The organism is Streptomyces sp. JB150 (genome assembly GCF_011193355.1).
Lineage (GTDB): Bacteria > Actinomycetota > Actinomycetes > Streptomycetales > Streptomycetaceae > Streptomyces.
The window spans coordinates 4,637,479-4,650,583 of sequence record NZ_CP049780.1; the positions used below are offsets into that span (position 1 = coordinate 4,637,479).

Consider the following 13,105-nt stretch of genomic DNA (forward strand, 5'->3'; position numbering starts at 1 on the left):
ATGTTCCGCCGTACCACCCTGATCGCCTCGGCGACCGTGCTGACGCTGGCCACCGGCTGCGGCGCCGCCGACATGACCCGGCAGGCCTCGCCGTTCGCGAACGCCCGGGGCGCGAAGACCGTCACCCTGTCCGTGCAGTCCTGGGTGGGCGCCCAGGCCAACGTGGCCGTCGCCCAGTACCTGCTGGAACACGAACTCGGCTACCGCGTCGACACCGTCCAGGTCGACGAGATCCCCGCCTGGGACGCCCTGAGCCAGGGCCGCGTCGACGCGCTCCTGGAGGACTGGGGCCACCCCGAGCAGGAACAGCGGTACGTCAAGGAGAAGAAGACCGTCACCCGGGGCGGCGACCTCGGGGTGACCGGGCACATCGGCTGGTACGTCCCCACGTACTTCGCGAAGAAGCACCCGGACGTCACCCACTGGAAGAACCTCAACAAGTACGCCGACGAGTTCCGCACCGCGGAGAGCGGCGGCAAGGGCCAGCTGATGGACGGCTCCCCGTCCTACGTCACCAACGACAAGGCCCTGGTGAAGAACCTCGGCCTGGACTACAAGGTCGTCTTCGCCGGCTCCGAGGCCGCGCAGATCACCCAGATCAAGCAGTTCGCCAAGGAGAAGAAGCCCTTCCTGACGTACTGGTACTCCCCGCAGTGGCTGTTCCAGAAGGTCCCGATGACCGAGGTGAAGCTGCCGCCCCACAAGGAGGGCTGCGACGCGGACCCGGCGAAGGTCGCCTGCGCCTACCCGCACACGCCGCTGCAGAAGTACCTCAACACCGACTTCGCCGAGAAGGGCGGCGCGGCGGCGGCCTTCCTGAAGAACTTCCGGTGGACCACCGAGGACCAGAACGAGGTCTCCCTGATGATCGCCGAGCAGCGGCTCAGCCCCGAGACGGCGGCGAAGAAGTGGGCGGAGCGGCACGAGTCGACGTGGCGGGCCTGGCTGCCACCCCGCAAGGCATGAACCCGTCCGAGAGACGGTGACCGCCGCGGTCAGCGCGAGCGCGGCCCGCTCACGCTCCTCGACGGCGCCGTCCCCGGCCTCCCGCCGGATGGCGGGAGGCCGGGGCGGTGGAGCGGGCCGTGGTCACCTGTGGTCGCCCGGCTGGTAGTGCCCCGGCGTCATCCGGCAGGTCACTCCGAACCGGTTCCAGGCGTTGATCACGGTGATCGCGGCGATCAGCTGGGCCAGTTCCGTCTCCTCGAAGTGCCGCGCCGCGCGCTCGTACACCTCGTCCGGCACGAACCCGTCCGTCAGGACGGTCACCGCCTCCGTCAGCTCCAGCGCGGCGAGTTCCCGCTCCGTGTAGAAGTGCCGGGACTCCTCCCACGCGCTGAGCTGGACGATCCGCTCCACGCTCTCACCGGCCGCGAGGGCGTCCTTGGTGTGCATGTCGATGCAGAACGCGCAGCGGTTGATCTGCGAGGCGCGGATCTTCACCAGCTCGTACAGCGTGTGGTCCAGGCCCTGCCGGGCGGCCGCGTCGAGCCGGATCATCGCCTTGTAGACATCGGGAACGAGCTTCGCCCACTCCAGACGGGGGGCGGCTTCGGGGGCGTAGGTCACGGTGTCGGTGGTCATGTCTCGACCCTAGGAAGAAAGCAGCCCAGGCGTATGGTCCATTTCCATGCCGAAACCGTGGGCCACTCTGGGCATCGACCTGCACCTCCAACCGGCCGGCGGCGGAGTGCGCCGGGGCCTGACCGACGCCCTGCGCGACGCCGTCCGCACCGGCCGCCTCGCGCCCGGCACCCGGCTGCCCTCCTCCCGCTCCCTCGCCGCCGACCTCGGCCTGGCCCGCAACACCGTCGCCGGCGCCTACGCCGACCTGGTCGCCGAGGGCTGGCTCACCGCCCGCCAGGGCTCCGGCACCCGCGTCGCCGACCGCCCCGTGCCGCCGCCCGCGCGGCGCCCCGCCCCCACCCCGAGCCGCACCGGCCGCCCCGCGTACAGCCTCGTCCCCGGCACCCCCGACCTCGCCTCCTTCCCCCGAGCCCAGTGGCTCAAGGCCGCCCGCCGCGCCCTGGCCGCCGCCCCCAACGACGCCCTCGGCTACGGCGACCCCCGCGGCCGCGCCGAACTGCGCACCGCCCTCGCCGGCTACCTCGCCCGCGCCCGCGGCGTGCGCGCCGACCCCGACCGGATCGTCGTCACCGCCGGCTTCGCCCACGCGCTGCACCTGCTCGCCCAGCTGCTGCACGCGCGCGGCCTCGACACCCTCGCCGTCGAGTCGTACGGCCTCGACGTGCACTGGGACCTGGTCGAGCGGGCGGGGCTGCGCACCGCACCGCTGCCGTTCGACGCGTCCGGCACCGTGCTCGACGGGCTGGACCGCGCCGGAGCCGTCCTGCTCACCCCCTCCCACCAGTTCCCCATGGGCGTGGCCCTGCGGCCCGAGCGGCGCGCGGCCGTCGTCGACTGGGCCCGCCGCACCGGCGGACTGATCCTGGAGGACGACTACGACGGCGAGTTCCGCTACGACCGCCAGCCCGTCGGCGCCCTCCAGGACCTCGGCCCCGAACACGTCGTCTACCTGGGCACCGCCAGCAAATCCCTCGCCCCCGGGCTGCGCCTGGGCTGGATGGTGCTGCCCCCGCCGCTGGTGGACGAGGTCCGCGCGCTCGGCGGGTGTGCCGTGCCCGTCCTCGACCAGCTCACCCTCGCCGAGTTCGTCACCTCCGGCGCCTACGACCGGCACGTGCGCGCCGCCCGGCTGCGCTACCGGCGCCGCCGCGACGCCCTGGTCGCCGCCGTCGCCGCCCGCGCCCCCGAGGTGACGGTCACCGGCATCGCGGCCGGACTGCACGCCGTGCTCCGCCTCCCGCCCGGCACCGAACACTCCGTGGTCCGCGCGGCCGCCTGGCGCGGCCTCGCCCTGCACGGCCTGGCCCGCTACCGGCACCCCGCCGCCACCGGCCGCCCCGTCGACGCCCTGGTCGTCGGCTACGGCACCCCGCCCGACCACGCCTGGGCGGGAACCCTGGAAGCCCTGTGCAACGTCCTGCCTTGATGTGACCATGCTCCGTCACGCACCGTATGATCACGGGTCGGTGCCATGGGCCCGGCGACGCGAGGACGACGGTCGCGACGGGAACAACCGTCGCGACGGGGACGACGGGGAGAAGAACCACATGACGGACAACCGGCGGCGGCTGCGCTCCAGCACCGTCGTACTCGGCGGAATGGGCGTGATCGCCGCGGCCCTCACCTCCTGCGGCTCCGACCCCGACCGCCGCTGCGTCGACCGCGACAGCTACGACTACCTCAACGGCTACAAGGTCATCGCCGACAAGAACTGCTCCTCCGGCTCCTCCTCCTACGGCAAGGGCAAGGGCGGCAAGGGCAAGAAGACCGGCCGCGGCCGGGACGCCGACGCCGCCTGGTACTACGACGCCGACGTCAGCGGCGGCTACGCCGACAACGGCACCTTCAGCCGCGAGGAAGCCGTCGACCGCGGCGGCTTCGGCTGCTCCGGCTCCGGCAGCGGCGGCGGCTGAGCGCGCCCCGCCCCATGGAACGCCGCACCACCGAGCCACGCCCCGGCTGGCAGCAGACCGTCGAGGAACAGGGCCTGATCTACCCGCTCACCCGCCACCCCGACGGCCTGCTGCGCCCCTACTGGGACGAGAGCGCCTACTACGTCTTCTCCCTGGAGGAGATCGAGGCCCTCGAAGAGGTCGTCGAGGAACTGCACCGCATGTGCCTCGCCGCGGCCGACCACATCGTCACCGCCGACCGCTTCGCCGACCTCGGCATCACCGACCCCCGCGTGGCCGCCGCCGTCGCCGAGGCCTGGCACCGCCGTGCCGAACTCCCCTCCCTCTACGGCCGCTTCGACCTGCGCTACGACGGCCACGGCCCCGCCAAACTGCTCGAGTACAACGCCGACACCCCCACCTCCCTCGTCGAGGCCGCCTCCCCCCAGTGGTTCTGGATGGAAGAGCGCTTCCCCGGCGCCGACCAGTGGAACTCCCTCCACGAACGCCTCGTCGACGCCTGGCGCCGGCAGGCCCGCCTCCTGCCGCCGGGCAGCCCTCTCTACTTCGCCCACTCCAGCGCCGACGAACTCGGCGAGGACCTGATGACGGTCGCCTACCTCAAGGAGACCGCCGACCAGGCCGGCCTCGACACCGCCTGGATCTCCATGGAGGAGATCGGCTTCGACCGCCTCTCCGGCCGCTTCGTCGACCAGCGGCTGCGCTTCATCCGCAGCTGCTTCAAGCTCTACCCCTGGGAATGGCTCACCACCGACCGCTTCGCCGGCCACGTCCTCGACACCCTCGACAACGGCGGCGGCACCGGCACCACCCTGTGGATCGAGCCCGCCTGGAAGATGCTCCTCAGCAACAAGGCGCTCCTCGCCATCCTCTGGGAGCTGTACCCCGGCCACCCCAACCTCCTCCCCGCCCACCTCGACGGCCCCCGTGACCTCGCCGTCACCACCGGCTACGTCGCCAAGCCCCTGCTCGGCCGTGAGGGCGCCGGCGTCACCGTCCACCCGCCGGGCACCCCGCCCGCCGTCCGCGACGAACCCTGCTGCTACCAGCAGCTCGCCCCCCTCCCCGCCTTCGACGGCAACCACGTCGTCCTCGGCACCTGGGTCGTCGAGGGCGAGGCGGCCGGCCTCGGCATCCGCGAGTCCTCCGGCCTGATCACCGACGAGTACGCCCGCTTCCTCCCCCACGTGATCCTGTAGCGCGCCCGGACGTCAGGCGATGTCCAGCACCGCCCGCAGCTGCGCCAGCCCCCAGTCCAGGTCCTCCTTCCCGATCACCAGCGGCGGCGCGATCCGGATCGTCGCCCCGTGGGTGTCCTTCACCAGCACCCGCCGGTCCATCAGCCGCTCCGACACCTCCCGCCCCGTGCCGTACCGCGGATGCACGTCCACCCCCGCCCACAGCCCCCGCCCGCGCACCTGCGTCACCCGCCCGGTCCCGGCCAGCGCCGCCAGCTCCCGGTGCAGATGCGCACCCAGCTCCGCCGCCCGCGCCTGGTACTCACCCGACCGCAGCATCGCGATGACCTCCAGCGCCACCGCGCACGCCAGCGGATTCCCGCCGAATGTCGACCCGTGCTCCCCGGGCCGGAACACCCCCAGCACCTCCGCCGACGACACCACCGCCGACACCGGCACGATCCCGCCGCCCAGCGCCTTGCCCAGCACATACGCGTCCGGCACCACCCCCTCGTGCTCGCACGCGAAGGTCCGCCCCGTGCGCCCCAGCCCCGACTGGATCTCGTCCGCGATCAGCAGCACGTTCCGCTCCCGCGTCAGCTCCCGCACCGCCGGCAGATAGCCGGCCGGCGGCACCAGCACCCCCGCCTCGCCCTGGATCGGCTCGATCAGCACCGCGACCGTGTTCTCCGTCAGCGCCTCCCGCATCGCCGTCACGTCCCCGTACGGCACGATCTGGAACCCCGGCGTGTACGGGCCGTAGTCCGCCCGCGCCTCCGGATCGGTGGAGAAGCTGACGATCGTCGTCGTCCGCCCGTGGAAGTTGCCGCCCGCGACCACGATCTTCGCCATCTCCGCGGGCACCCCCTTCACCCGGTAGCCCCACTTCCGTGCCGTCTTCACGGCCGTCTCCACCGCCTCCGCCCCCGTGTTCATCGGCAGCACCATCTCCATCCCGCACAGCTCCGCCAGCCGCGCGCAGAACGCACCGAACCGGTCGTGATGGAACGCCCGCGACGTCAGCGTCACCCGGTCCAGCTGCGCCTTCGCCGCCTCGACCAGCCGCCGGTTGCCGTGCCCGAAGTTCAGCGCCGAATAGCCGGCCAGCAGATCCAGATAGCGCCGCCCCTCCACATCCGTCATCCACGCCCCGTCCGCACGGGCGACCACCACCGGAAGCGGGTGATAGGTGTGCGCGCTGTGGGCCTCGGCGGTCGCGATCAGGTCGTCCGTGGCGGTCATGGCCCCTCCAGAAGGTGAACCGGAAGCGTGAGGACGCCCTCCTTCCTATCCTCGCTCGCATGATGGACGCGGGAACTGCGCTCCGCGGCGCGCCCGGTAGGCTTCAGACAGGGCCGTGACTGGCGCGCTTGGGATGGGACCGACCATCGGGGAGCGGCCCGGGAAACTGTGCCGTGCGCCTGGGCCGAACCGTGTACGCCGAACGCCACGTCCGGAGGTCCTGATGTCTGACGCGTCCGCTCCCCTCTCCGCCGAGTCCACCGCCTTCCGAGCCGCCCTCGACGTGATCCGCGCCGTCGAGCCGCGCGTGGCCGACGCCATCGGCCAGGAGGTCGCCGACCAGCGCGAGATGCTCAAGCTGATCGCCTCCGAGAACTACGCCTCGCCGGCCACCCTGCTCGCCATGGGCAACTGGTTCAGCGACAAGTACGCCGAGGGCACCGTCGGCCGCCGCTTCTACGCCGGCTGCCGCAACGTCGACACCGTCGAGTCGCTCGCCGCCGAGCACGCCAGGGAGCTGTTCGGCGCCCGCCACGCCTACGTCCAGCCGCACTCCGGCATCGACGCCAACCTCGTCGCCTTCTGGTCCGTGCTCGCCCAGCGGGTCGAGCTGCCCGCCCTGGAGAAGGCGGGCGTCCGCCAGGTCAACGACCTGTCCGACGCCGACTGGGCCGAACTGCGCCAGGCCTTCGGCAACCAGCGCATGCTCGGCATGTCCCTGGACGCCGGCGGCCACCTCACCCACGGCTTCCGCCCGAACATCTCCGGCAAGATGTTCGACCAGCGCTCCTACGGCACCGACCCCGCCACCGGCCTCCTCGACTACGAGGCCCTGCGCGCCACCGCCCGTGAGTTCAAGCCGCTCATCATCGTCGCCGGCTACTCCGCCTACCCCCGCCTGGTGAACTTCCGCATCATGCGGGAGATCGCCGACGAGGTCGGGGCGACCCTGATGGTCGACATGGCCCACTTCGCCGGTCTCGTCGCCGGCAAGGTCCTCACCGGCGACTTCGACCCGGTGCCGCACGCCCAGATCGTCACCACCACCACCCACAAGTCGCTGCGCGGCCCGCGCGGCGGCATGGTCCTGTGCGACGACTCCCTCAAGGACCAGGTCGACCGCGGCTGCCCGATGGTCCTCGGCGGCCCGCTGCCGCACGTCATGGCCGCCAAGGCCGTCGCCTTCGCCGAGGCCCGTCAGCCCTCCTTCCGTGACTACGCCCAGCGCATCGTGGACAACTCCCGCGCCCTCGCCGAGGGCCTGATGCGGCGCGGCGCCACCCTGGTCACCGGCGGCACCGACAACCACCTGAACCTGATCGACGTCGCCTCCTCCTACGGCCTCACCGGCCGCCAGGCCGAGGCCGCGCTCCTCGAGTCCGGGATCGTCACCAACCGCAACGCCATTCCGGCCGACCCCAACGGCGCCTGGTACACCTCCGGCATCCGCATCGGCACCCCCGCTCTGACCACCCGCGGCCTGGGCACCGCCGAGATGGACGAGGTCGCCGCCCTCATCGACCGCGTCCTCACCACCACCGAGCCCGGCACCACCAAGTCCGGCGCGCCCTCCAAGGCCGCCCACGTCCTCGACCCGAAGGTCGCCGACGAGATCTCCCGCCGCGCCACCGACCTGGTGGCCGGCTTCCCGCTCTACCCGGAGATCGACCTCGGCTGACCGGGCGCGGCCGTGCCCCGGCTCCTGCCGGGCTCAGCGGTCGATCAGCTCCTGTCGTGGCTCCTCACGCGGCGGTCCGGCGTCCTGCCGGGCCGCCGCGCGGCGTATCAGCAGGGAGCCGCCCGCCCCGATGGCCAGTCCGGCACCGAGCGCGGGCAGCGCCCAGGACCAGCCGCTGCCGGTGCCCGGTGACGCGGCGGCCCGGTCCGGGGAGGGCACGGGCTCGCTCACCGGCCCGGCCGCGCGGGGCTCCCCGGAGCTGTGCGACAGGGAGCGACCCATCACTCCCAGCTCCGCCAGCAGGGCGCGCAGCGCGGCCGGCTGCTCGGCGCGGTGCCAGGAGCCGTTCTCCGAGCGGGGCCGGGTCGCCGCCGTGTGGATCCAGACCGTCTCGGAGCCGGTGTGCACGAAGACCCGGTTCATGCGCCAGGGGTCCACGTCGTGCAGCAGCCAGGTGACGTTGATCTGCCTCGCGCCGGTCAGGTCGGCCTCCGGCGGCTCGGTGCGGCTGCCCGCGCCCGGCCGGCCGAGCAGCCGGTCCAGCTCGCCGTACTTCTCGTCGGAGTAGGTCAGCCCGGCCGCCTCCGCGGTCGACGGGGCGACCACCAGCACGCTCGTCGGCCCGCCGGCCACCGCGGGCGGCGCGCTCCCCACCACTCCCGCCAGCGTCACTGCGGTCGCCGCTCCCAGCGCCGCCGCCGACGCCATGCGGCCACGGCGTCCGCCCCTCGCCCGTTCCATCCGTCCGCGCATCCGAACCCCCAGCCCGGTGATCCCTGTGCGGCCCGTCCCCGAGCCGCGTGTCACTTCTGGTACACCGCCCGACCCGCCGGGGTTCCCACCCACAGCGCCCTTTGTCGCGCCCTTTCTCGCACCTCGTCCACTGCCCGCTCGCCGCGCTTGCGCGCAGTGCACACCGCCGCGCCCGATCCCCGCGCCCGCGCCCGATCCCCGCGCCCGCACCCGATCTCCGGCCGTCCCGGGCCGCCGTCACCACCGTCGCCGTTGTCACCACGTCACCGCCGTCACACCGTCACCCCCGCTGCGACCGCGCGATCCGCACCGCCCGCTCCCTCTCCGCCACGCCCTCCAGCCGAAGGGTCACCGTGCTCCGGCCGTTTCCGTGCGTCCACAGCAGCGTCGGGCCGGCCGGGCGCTGCTCGCGGGTGAAGCGGCTGCCGTCCGGGTCCACCAGCCACAGCTCCAGCAGGTGCGGCTCGGCGAACCACAGCGCGGGATCCGGCACCCCGTTCGCTCCGGCGGTGCCGGGCAGCGGTATCCACTCCGGCTGCCGCGGCACCCTCTTCACGAAACCGACGTCCAGCCGCGCCCGGTACTCGTCCAGCCGTATCGTCCGGCCGTCCTCGCGCCAGCACAGGGACACCAGGAAGCGGCCCCGGGGTTCGGCGGTCACCGCGACCGCGTCCGGGGTGCCGAGCGCCGGCGGGACCAGCGGCTCGAAGCCCGCCCGCCGCGCGGCCTCGGCCAGGGACACCGGGTGGCGGCCACAGCCCGGCACCCGGACACCGGCCGAGGGGGTCGCCGACGGGTCGTACCGCACCTCGACCCCGCCGAAGCCGAACCAGTCGGTGACCGCGGCCCGCACCGGGGGCGTGAGGGCGAGCAGTGCCAGCAGCGCGCACAGCGTCGCCGTCAGCGCGCGCCGGCGCTCCCGCGCCCACCGCCGTACCACCCGCAGCCGCCCGGCGGCACCGGGGGGCTCGGGCACCGGGACCGGCACGCGGTCGGCCAGTATCTGCCCCAGCACCCGCTCGACCATCGTCTCGGCGCCGGCCGCCGCACCGGGCGGATCCAGCGACCGCCCCAGGGCTCGCAGCTCCTCGGGCAGCCCCCCGGCACCGGCCTCCCCGGCCCGTTCCCGACGCGGCCCCCGCCCCCGTTCCGGTCCCTGTCCCTGCGCCTGTCCCTGCACCTGTCCCTGGCCCGGTGCCCGGCTCTGTGCCCGGCCCTCTGCCTGCCCCTGCCCCTCGCTCGTCAACGCTCGTCACCCCCTTCCCGAGGCTGGAAATCGGGCAGCAGCCGGCCCAGTTTCCGCAGTGCCCGATTGAGCCGGGACTTCACCGTCCCCCGGGGCCAGCCCAGCGCCTGGGCGGTCTCCGGCTCGTCCATCTCCAGCAGATACCGGTACGTGACGACCAGGCGGTGCTCCTCGCTCAGCTTGTCCAGGGCGGTCAGCAGGGCCGTGCGGCGCTCGCTCTCCAGCGTCGCCACCGCCGGGTCCGCCGATTCCGGTATCAGCGGCTCCGCCTCCGCGAAGGCCGCCTCCCGGCCGGCGAGCGTGCGCTGGCGCGCCGCCGTACGCACTGTGTTCCTCGTCTCATTGGCGACGATCGACAGCAGCCACGGCTTGAACGCCGAGCCCTCTTTGAAGCGGCCCAGCGCGCAGTACGCCTTCACGAAGGCCTGCTGCACCACGTCCTCCGCGTCCGCACCCGCCCCCAGCGCGGCGGCCGCCCGCAGTGCGATGCCCGTGTGGGCCCGCACCAGCTCCGCGTACGCCTCCGGCTCACCGGCGCGTACGCGTGCGATCACCGCGGCCTCATCGACGATGCGGCCCCCCTCCCGCGTCCTCACATCCTTGTTACACCGCGGGAGGCGGATCGGTTCCCACCTGTTTCCGACCAGTTCCGGAGCGGCGCCCGCGCTCTGCGAGAATGGTGGGCATGGCCTCTGATCGCCCACCCGTCGCCCAGCACCCTCAGGGGAATGGCTTCGCCATGCAGCGTCGCCCGCGCGTGCTCTCCGGAATCCAGCCCACCGCAGGCTCGTTCCACCTCGGCAACTACCTCGGCGCCGTCCGTCAGTGGGTGGCCCTGCAGGAGTCCCACGACGCCTTCTACATGGTCGTCGACCTGCACGCGATCACGGTCCCGCAGGACCCGGAGGAGCTGCGTGCCAACACCCGGCTCGCCGCCGCCCAGCTGCTCGCGGCGGGGCTCGACCCGGAGCGCTGCACCCTGTTCGTCCAGAGCCACGTGCCCGAGCACGCGCAGCTCAGCTGGGTGATGAACTGCCTCACCGGCTTCGGCGAGGCCTCCCGCATGACCCAGTTCAAGGACAAGTCCGCCAAGCAGGGCGCCGAGCGGGCCTCGGTCGGCCTGTTCACGTACCCGATCCTCCAGGTCGCGGACATCCTCCTCTACCAGGCGCACGAGGTGCCGGTCGGCGAGGACCAGCGCCAGCACATCGAGCTGACTCGCGATCTCGCCGAGCGTTTCAACGGCCGTTTCGGCGAGACGTTCACGGTCCCGAAGCCGTACATCCTCAAGGAGACGGCGAAGATCTACGACCTCCAGGACCCGTCGATCAAGATGAGCAAGTCGGCGTCCACGCCGAAGGGCCTCATCAACCTGCTCGACGAGCCGAAGACCACCGCGAAGAAGGTCAAGAGCGCCGTCACCGACACCGACACCGTCATCCGGTTCGACCCGGAGAACAAGCCGGGCGTCAGCAACCTCCTGACGATCTACTCGACCCTCACCGGGGCGGGAATCGCCGAACTGGAGGAGAAGTACGCCGGCAAGGGCTACGGTGCGCTCAAGACCGACCTCGCCGAGGTCATGGTCGAGTTCGTGACGCCGTTCCGGGAGCGCACCCAGGAGTACCTGGACGACCCGGAGACGCTGGACTCGATCCTGGCCAAGGGCGCGGAGAAGGCCCGCGCCGTCGCCGCGGAGACGCTGGCGCAGGCCTACGACCGCGTGGGCTTCCTGCCGGCCAAGCACTGATCCCGGCCCCTGACCGGGCACCGGGCACGGCTCCGAACCGGGCACTGCGCACGGCGGCGAGCCGTGCACCGGGCACGGCAGGAACCGGGCGCCCGGCCGGGTGCGGGCGCGTAGTGCGCCGCGTACCGGGGGAGTGCCGAGCGGCTCGCGGGTCGTGCGCGGAAGATCCGGTTCGGTCCGCACCACGCACAGCGCTGCACATCACTACGGCTGCGCCTGCCCACGGCCGCGCCGGGGCCGTACAGTCGATAGCCGGACGGCTGCTCCCCGCGGCCGTCCGCGCTCACACAGACGTACCGCACAGACGTACCGACACGACGACAGGAGACGACGTGGGGACCGTAACGATCGGTGTGTCGATCGCGGTCCCGGAGCCGCACGGCAGCCTGCTCCAGGAGCGGCGCGCGGGCTTCGGCGACGCCGCGGCTCACGGCATCCCCACGCACGTCACCCTCCTGCCGCCGACCGAGGTCGACGACAGCGCGCTGCCCGCCATCGAGGCGCACCTCGCGGAGGTCGCGGCGGCGGGACGGCCGTTCCCGATGCGGCTGTCCGGCACGGGCACCTTCCGCCCGCTGTCGCCCGTCGTCTTCGTCCAGGTGGTCGAGGGTGCCGAGGCGTGCACGTGGCTGCAGAAGCAGGTCCGTGACGCGTCCGGGCCGGTGGCACGCGAACTGCAGTTCCCGTACCACCCGCACGTGACCGTCGCGCACGGCATCGACGACGCGGCGATGGACCGGGCGTTCGAGGAACTGGCCGACTACGAGGCCGAGTGGCCGTGCACCGGCTTCGCCCTCTACGAACAGGGCGCCGACGGCGTGTGGCGCAAGCTGCGGGAGTTCACCTTCGGCAGCACCACGGTGCCGCCCCAGGCCGCGGCCCCGGCAGAGGAACAGGGCACCCTCCACTGAGCCGCTCACCGCGCGGGCACGCGCCCGCGCGGTGACCCTCGCTTCCGCGAGCCGGCCCGACCGGCCCCCGCGTCGCCTCAGATCGGCAGCCTGCGGAACACCGCGCGCGGTACATGCCGCACCGCCGACATCAGCAGGCGCAGCGCCCCGGGGACCCAGACCGTCTCCGAGCGGCGGCGCAGGCCCAGTTCGATGGCGGCCGCGACCGCCTCGGGGGTCGTCGCGAGGGGCGCCTCGTCCAGTCCGGCGGTCATGCGGGAGCGGACGAAGCCGGGGCGTACGACCATGACGTGGACGCCGGTGCCGTGCAGCGCGTCGCCGAGGCCCTGCGCGAAGGCGTCCAGGCCGGCCTTGCTGGAGCCGTAGATGAAGTTGGAGCGGCGGGCGCGCTCCCCGGCGACCGAGGACAGCACGACCAGCGAGCCATGGCCCTGGGTCTGCAACGCGCGGGCGCTGACCAGGCCGGCGGACACCGCGCCCGTGTAGTTGGTCTGCGCGACGCGCACCGCGCTCACCGGTTCCCGCTCGTCGCGCGCCTGGTCGCCGAGGATGCCGAAGGCGAGCAGCACCAGGTCGATGTCGCCCTCGGCGAAGACCTTCCCGAGGACGGTCTCGTGCGACTCGGGGTCGAGCGCGTCGAAGGCGACGGTGCGCACGTCGGCGCCGAGCGCGCGCAGGCTCTCGGCGGCCTGCTCCAGGCCGGGGGAGGGGCGGCCGGCCAGCCAGACCCTGCGGGTGCGGCGGGCGATCAGCCGGCGCGCGGTGGCCAGCGCGATCTCGGACGTACCGCCGAGGACGAGCAGGGACTGGGGGAGGCCGAAGGCGTCCTTCACGGCGGCTCCTAAGG

The 13,105-nt window shown here is 73.2% G+C and carries 13 protein-coding genes and 1 riboswitch; of the genes, 7 read left to right on the plus strand and 6 right to left on the minus strand.

Annotated features, from left to right (window positions below; genetic code table 11):
- Positions 1-966: an ABC transporter substrate-binding protein gene (locus G7Z13_RS21630; protein WP_166001752.1), complete on the plus strand. Its 966-nt coding sequence runs from the start codon at positions 1-3 to the stop codon at positions 964-966.
- 123 nt (positions 967-1,089) lie between these two features.
- Here the strand turns inward: G7Z13_RS21630 and G7Z13_RS21635 are convergent, their stop codons facing one another.
- Positions 1,090-1,584, minus strand: coding sequence for a carboxymuconolactone decarboxylase family protein (locus tag G7Z13_RS21635; protein WP_166001754.1), 495 nt, complete (start codon positions 1,582-1,584; stop codon positions 1,090-1,092).
- A 46-nt stretch (positions 1,585-1,630) separates the two neighbouring features.
- Here G7Z13_RS21635 and G7Z13_RS21640 point away from each other — a divergent pair, with 46 nt between their 5' ends.
- The 3 genes from G7Z13_RS21640 to G7Z13_RS21650 all read left to right on the plus strand — a co-directional run bounded on the left by G7Z13_RS21640 (position 1,631) and on the right by G7Z13_RS21650 (position 4,699).
- Positions 1,631-3,013 carry a PLP-dependent aminotransferase family protein gene (locus G7Z13_RS21640; RefSeq protein ID WP_166001756.1) on the plus strand — a complete coding sequence of 461 codons (1,383 nt, stop codon included), beginning with the start codon at positions 1,631-1,633 and terminating at the stop codon, positions 3,011-3,013.
- A gap of 121 nt (positions 3,014-3,134) precedes the next feature.
- A complete protein-coding gene (locus G7Z13_RS21645; RefSeq protein WP_166001758.1) occupies positions 3,135-3,500 on the plus strand; it encodes a hypothetical protein in 366 nt (121 codons plus the stop codon).
- A 14-nt stretch (positions 3,501-3,514) separates the two neighbouring features.
- Positions 3,515-4,699 (plus strand): glutathionylspermidine synthase family protein, encoded by a 1,185-nt coding sequence (locus tag G7Z13_RS21650; RefSeq protein WP_166001760.1) that lies wholly within the window; start codon positions 3,515-3,517, stop codon positions 4,697-4,699.
- Between the two features lie 12 nt (positions 4,700-4,711).
- Here G7Z13_RS21650 and rocD read toward each other — a convergent pair whose 3' ends face one another.
- Positions 4,712-5,920 (minus strand): ornithine--oxo-acid transaminase, encoded by a 1,209-nt coding sequence (rocD, locus tag G7Z13_RS21655; protein ID WP_166001761.1) that lies wholly within the window; start codon positions 5,918-5,920, stop codon positions 4,712-4,714.
- A 105-nt stretch (positions 5,921-6,025) separates the two neighbouring features.
- A riboswitch (ZMP/ZTP riboswitch) is annotated at positions 6,026-6,112 on the plus strand.
- 31 nt (positions 6,113-6,143) lie between these two features.
- On the opposite strand from rocD, the gene G7Z13_RS21660 reads away from it, so the two are divergent.
- Positions 6,144-7,598, plus strand: a complete 1,455-nt coding sequence (locus tag G7Z13_RS21660; RefSeq protein WP_166001763.1) for a glycine hydroxymethyltransferase — start codon at positions 6,144-6,146, stop codon at positions 7,596-7,598.
- 33 nt (positions 7,599-7,631) lie between these two features.
- Here G7Z13_RS21660 and G7Z13_RS21665 read toward each other — a convergent pair whose 3' ends face one another.
- The 3 genes from G7Z13_RS21665 to G7Z13_RS21675 form a co-directional block, all read right to left on the minus strand.
- Positions 7,632-8,306 (minus strand): hypothetical protein, encoded by a 675-nt coding sequence (locus G7Z13_RS21665; RefSeq protein WP_240926301.1) that lies wholly within the window; start codon positions 8,304-8,306, stop codon positions 7,632-7,634.
- A gap of 325 nt (positions 8,307-8,631) precedes the next feature.
- The gene (locus G7Z13_RS21670; RefSeq protein WP_166005181.1) at positions 8,632-9,447 is read right to left on the minus strand and encodes a hypothetical protein; all 816 of its coding nucleotides are present in this window, start codon (positions 9,445-9,447) and stop codon (positions 8,632-8,634) included.
- Between the two features lie 146 nt (positions 9,448-9,593).
- The gene (locus G7Z13_RS21675) at positions 9,594-10,151 is read right to left on the minus strand and encodes an RNA polymerase sigma factor (protein WP_166001765.1); all 558 of its coding nucleotides are present in this window, start codon (positions 10,149-10,151) and stop codon (positions 9,594-9,596) included.
- A 185-nt stretch (positions 10,152-10,336) separates the two neighbouring features.
- Between G7Z13_RS21675 and trpS the strand changes: the two genes are divergently transcribed.
- Together trpS and G7Z13_RS21685 are read left to right on the plus strand one after the other, a co-directional pair.
- Complete coding sequence (trpS, locus tag G7Z13_RS21680; RefSeq protein ID WP_166001767.1) at positions 10,337-11,347, plus strand: tryptophan--tRNA ligase; 1,011 nt, start codon at positions 10,337-10,339, stop codon at positions 11,345-11,347.
- A gap of 332 nt (positions 11,348-11,679) precedes the next feature.
- Positions 11,680-12,258: a 2'-5' RNA ligase family protein gene (locus tag G7Z13_RS21685; protein ID WP_166001769.1), complete on the plus strand. Its 579-nt coding sequence runs from the start codon at positions 11,680-11,682 to the stop codon at positions 12,256-12,258.
- 77 nt (positions 12,259-12,335) lie between these two features.
- On the opposite strand, the gene G7Z13_RS21690 is transcribed toward G7Z13_RS21685, so the two are convergent.
- Positions 12,336-13,091, minus strand: coding sequence for a decaprenylphospho-beta-D-erythro-pentofuranosid-2-ulose 2-reductase (locus G7Z13_RS21690; RefSeq protein WP_166001771.1), 756 nt, complete (start codon positions 13,089-13,091; stop codon positions 12,336-12,338).
- Positions 13,092-13,105 lie beyond the last annotated feature (14 nt).

Coding starts and splice junctions, on each gene's coding strand:
- G7Z13_RS21630 (WP_166001752.1), top strand. CDS start 1: ATGTTCCGCCGTACCACCCTGATCGCCTCGGCGACCGTGCTGACGCTG.
- G7Z13_RS21635 (WP_166001754.1), bottom strand. CDS start 1,584: ATGACCACCGACACCGTGACCTACGCCCCCGAAGCCGCCCCCCGTCTG.
- G7Z13_RS21640 (WP_166001756.1), top strand. CDS start 1,631: ATGCCGAAACCGTGGGCCACTCTGGGCATCGACCTGCACCTCCAACCG.
- G7Z13_RS21645 (WP_166001758.1), top strand. CDS start 3,135: ATGACGGACAACCGGCGGCGGCTGCGCTCCAGCACCGTCGTACTCGGC.
- G7Z13_RS21650 (WP_166001760.1), top strand. CDS start 3,515: ATGGAACGCCGCACCACCGAGCCACGCCCCGGCTGGCAGCAGACCGTC.
- rocD (WP_166001761.1), bottom strand. CDS start 5,920: ATGACCGCCACGGACGACCTGATCGCGACCGCCGAGGCCCACAGCGCG.
- G7Z13_RS21660 (WP_166001763.1), top strand. CDS start 6,144: ATGTCTGACGCGTCCGCTCCCCTCTCCGCCGAGTCCACCGCCTTCCGA.
- G7Z13_RS21665 (WP_240926301.1), bottom strand. CDS start 8,306: ATGGCGTCGGCGGCGGCGCTGGGAGCGGCGACCGCAGTGACGCTGGCG.
- trpS (WP_166001767.1), top strand. CDS start 10,337: ATGCAGCGTCGCCCGCGCGTGCTCTCCGGAATCCAGCCCACCGCAGGC.